Origin of the sequence: Blautia sp. OM07-19, from assembly GCF_003481595.1 — a bacterium.
Classification (GTDB): domain Bacteria; phylum Bacillota; class Clostridia; order Lachnospirales; family Lachnospiraceae; genus Blautia_A; species Blautia_A intestinihominis.
The window spans coordinates 1,447-4,475 of record NZ_QULA01000070.1 but is presented as its reverse complement, the minus strand read 5'-3'; the positions used below and the strand labels follow the sequence as shown (position 1 = coordinate 4,475).

The following is a 3,029-nucleotide window of genomic DNA, read 5'->3' as shown; positions in this document are numbered from 1 at the left end:
TGGCTGGCTCAAGGTCGTTACCGGCGGTGTGGCTAATACCTTACCGGATGGGATTTCCATCCATTAAATGCTTCACCCTTAGCTGGACGCACTGACATACTTCCACCACTTCAAAATCTATAAGATTTAAGTGGTGGGAGCATATCACTTAAGGAAATGTGTATACTGTCCATGCTTCTTTGTATTTTCACCATATTGAATTGCAAATTTAGGGCAGTGATGTAAGCAAGCTAAGCACATTACGCACTGCTCTTTGGTCCATTCAGGTTTGCGGTCTTTGAGCTTAATGGCGGAAACCGGGCAGTTTTTGGCGCACAAACCACACCCAACGCAGGTGTCTTCAACTGAAAAGTGCTTTGTTTTACGCATCGAATCATATTCGATATGATAGCCTATCTTTGCAATCGGATAAGGCAGCTTATTTTTCATAAAATCACCGACGACCAAATTTTTTATCTGTTCAATGATATGATCGATTTCAAGCTCTGCATAATTATTTATACGCTGAACTCTTTCTTTATTGCTCAAATCAAAAATCGGAGTCCAGGTGTCCGGCATTTTCACGCTGAATTTTGCGGACAATGGCAGACCTTTAGGAGCAAGAATATTATCTGCAAATCTCCCAGTTTGTCCCGGGGTTGTTCCATAGGTTGCAATAAAAAATATATAGTCCGGCTTATGGCTTAAATCTAGTCTTTGTAAAAATTCAATTACGATAACAGGCAATCCCCAAGAGTATGTAGGGCTTACTATACCAAGTGTTTTGCATTTCTCATCAAATGAGAAAATTTGTTTTTTATAGCAATCTGTAATAGAAACGGCAATGTCACCGGTTTCGGCTGCAATCCTTCTGGCAACATATTCGCTGTTTCCGGTTGCTGAAAAATATAAAATCATAATCCATCTCCTTATCCAAGGCCTGCAAATTTAACAAGAAATGTATGTGGAATAAGTTTTGCAAGCAATTGGCAACATTTATAAAATGCTCCGGTAGTGTAAACGGCTCTGCCTTTCCTTGCTGCTTTTAATGATCTCAAAGCAGCAGTCTTTGGGTCGATTGATTGCTCAAGATTAAAAAGGGCGATTTATCAGAAAACCAGCCGCATCTGGTGCCACACAACATTTCCATGGGTGGATTTGTCAGATATACCTTCGTCGGAAAATCCAAATTTTGTATAATACGGGATAAGCTTTTCTTTGCAGGTCAGGACAAGTCCTTTACGGCCCTGCTGCTTTGCATCGTCGATCGCGCGGCGGATCAGTTTGCCGGCGTATCCATGTCTGCGATAATCCGGTAATGTATTAACACCAAAAATCATCTGCCACGCACCATCTTCGTTGTGCATGGCAGCCTTCTCATACATTTCATCCGTCAGGTCCGGCTCATCTGTTACAAAACCGTCTACAAATGCGATCAGCTTTCTATCTTCATACATTAGCCAGAAGTAATTTCCGTAATATTTCACTCTTTCGATGAATTCCTCTTCTGTTGCTGCTTCCGCAGGCGGGAAACATTCTGCCTCAACTGCGGCAATCGCTGTAATATCTTCTGTTGTTGCGTATTTTATTTCCATACTATATTCCTCTCTTGTCTCTTTGAATTCCATCTCAGTTCATCCAGTATAACACGAAAATAACGATATTGCATGTGTGATCTGATCCATGCAATATCGTTAACAATTTTGGGTACCTTTCTTCAGTTTTTTGGCAGTTGGTGGTTTCCTGATATCAGTTTTTACGAAAATAAATCCAGCGTCATCTGTCCGTCAATCCAGCTTATTTGTTTTGCCTCGTGTATGATATCTCCCGGCATGCTTCCGCCAAGCAGAAATGGTGATTTCGGGTCATGTCTTTTCATGTTCTCCCGGACCAGAGCACTATTTACATTCGCATAACAATATCTGCACAAATGCCCGCAGGTATCATATGCTCCAATGTCTACTCCCAGAAGACAGGCACATGTCCCGTTTCTCTGGTTCATCTTCTGCTTTGGCACATCCAGATGTGTATGCAGTGCTTTTTCGTATGTATCTACAGTCATACATCCTGAACAGTCTGCTCCGTAGGCCGCAAGTTCATTTCCTTCTGCACATGGCCGGATTACCATATTGTATTTCTCTGCAATTCTGATAAATTCTTTTCCGATCCTGATTCTGTCGCTGATTGTAACGGCTTTTGCTTCCGAAAAATTCCGTGCTACTTTTTGGTAAATGTCAATGAAACTAATTACGCAAGTGTGGGTATAGCCGGACAAATTCGCTGCCATTTTTTCGAATTCCTGTATATGCCATTCTACGGTATGTGTCTGGTCGATGAGTATTGGATCATAGCGCCATCCGATGCTGTCAATGCCTACAATATTGGACAACTTCTTAAAATCTTCCATTACTGTTTTCTTATCTGGCACATTGGGTTCAATCTCAGTTCCATATGGTGTGATTGTCACAAACCAGTATTGTCCATATGATTGCAATTTGTCCATATGCTTAAGCATTGGTGCCGGATTTTTCGTACAGAATACAAGAAGGTCTACGACCTCCGGCGACAGGCTATATTTCGTTACCTGCAACGGATTATATGGATTGCGGACCAGTACATAGCCTTCCTTTATTCTGTTCATAAACCATTCGGAATAAAACGCCGGGATATCTGTCCGCATGCCTGTTTGTATGATCATGGTATTTGCTGCCTTTCTGCTGTTTCTGCAAATTAAAAATTTTTTATTGTTGTCTGCGTAAAAACACCACGCTCAATACCAGCACAAGGCATTCCACGACCGGCATTACCAGCCACAGGCTGTTTCCGCCAAAGATCAGCGGGAATGTGAGAATGGCAGTGCTGCTCAGGATCACATTTCTGAGTAATGAAATGAAAAGGGAGCTTTTTACGCTTAAGATCGACTGTAAATAGTATGAGGTCAGGAGGTTGATCCCCATTGGGATAAATGCGATAAAATACACTCGCAGCCCTGCCCGGGCGATCTGTGACATTTCTTTGTTATAGATGAGCCGGCAGCATCCCAGTGTTCT

3 protein-coding genes and 1 pseudogene are annotated in these 3,029 nt (G+C 42.1%); all 4 read right to left on the bottom strand.

The genetic code is table 11. From position 1 onward, the window contains the following. Positions 1 to 144 precede the first annotated feature (144 nt). Positions 145 to 897 (bottom strand): EFR1 family ferrodoxin, encoded by a 753-nt coding sequence (locus DXC01_RS19700; RefSeq protein WP_118699667.1) that lies wholly within the window; start codon positions 895 to 897, stop codon positions 145 to 147. 191 nt (positions 898 to 1,088) lie between these two features. Beyond that, complete coding sequence (locus DXC01_RS19695) at positions 1,089 to 1,574, bottom strand: GNAT family N-acetyltransferase (protein ID WP_118699668.1); 486 nt, start codon at positions 1,572 to 1,574, stop codon at positions 1,089 to 1,091. A gap of 161 nt (positions 1,575 to 1,735) precedes the next feature. Next, the gene (locus DXC01_RS19690; RefSeq protein ID WP_118699666.1) at positions 1,736 to 2,677 is read right to left on the bottom strand and encodes a DUF1848 domain-containing protein; all 942 of its coding nucleotides are present in this window, start codon (positions 2,675 to 2,677) and stop codon (positions 1,736 to 1,738) included. A 43-nt stretch (positions 2,678 to 2,720) separates the two neighbouring features. Then, positions 2,721 to 3,029 (bottom strand): annotated as a pseudogene (locus DXC01_RS20065) (hypothetical protein); the annotation flags it as partial.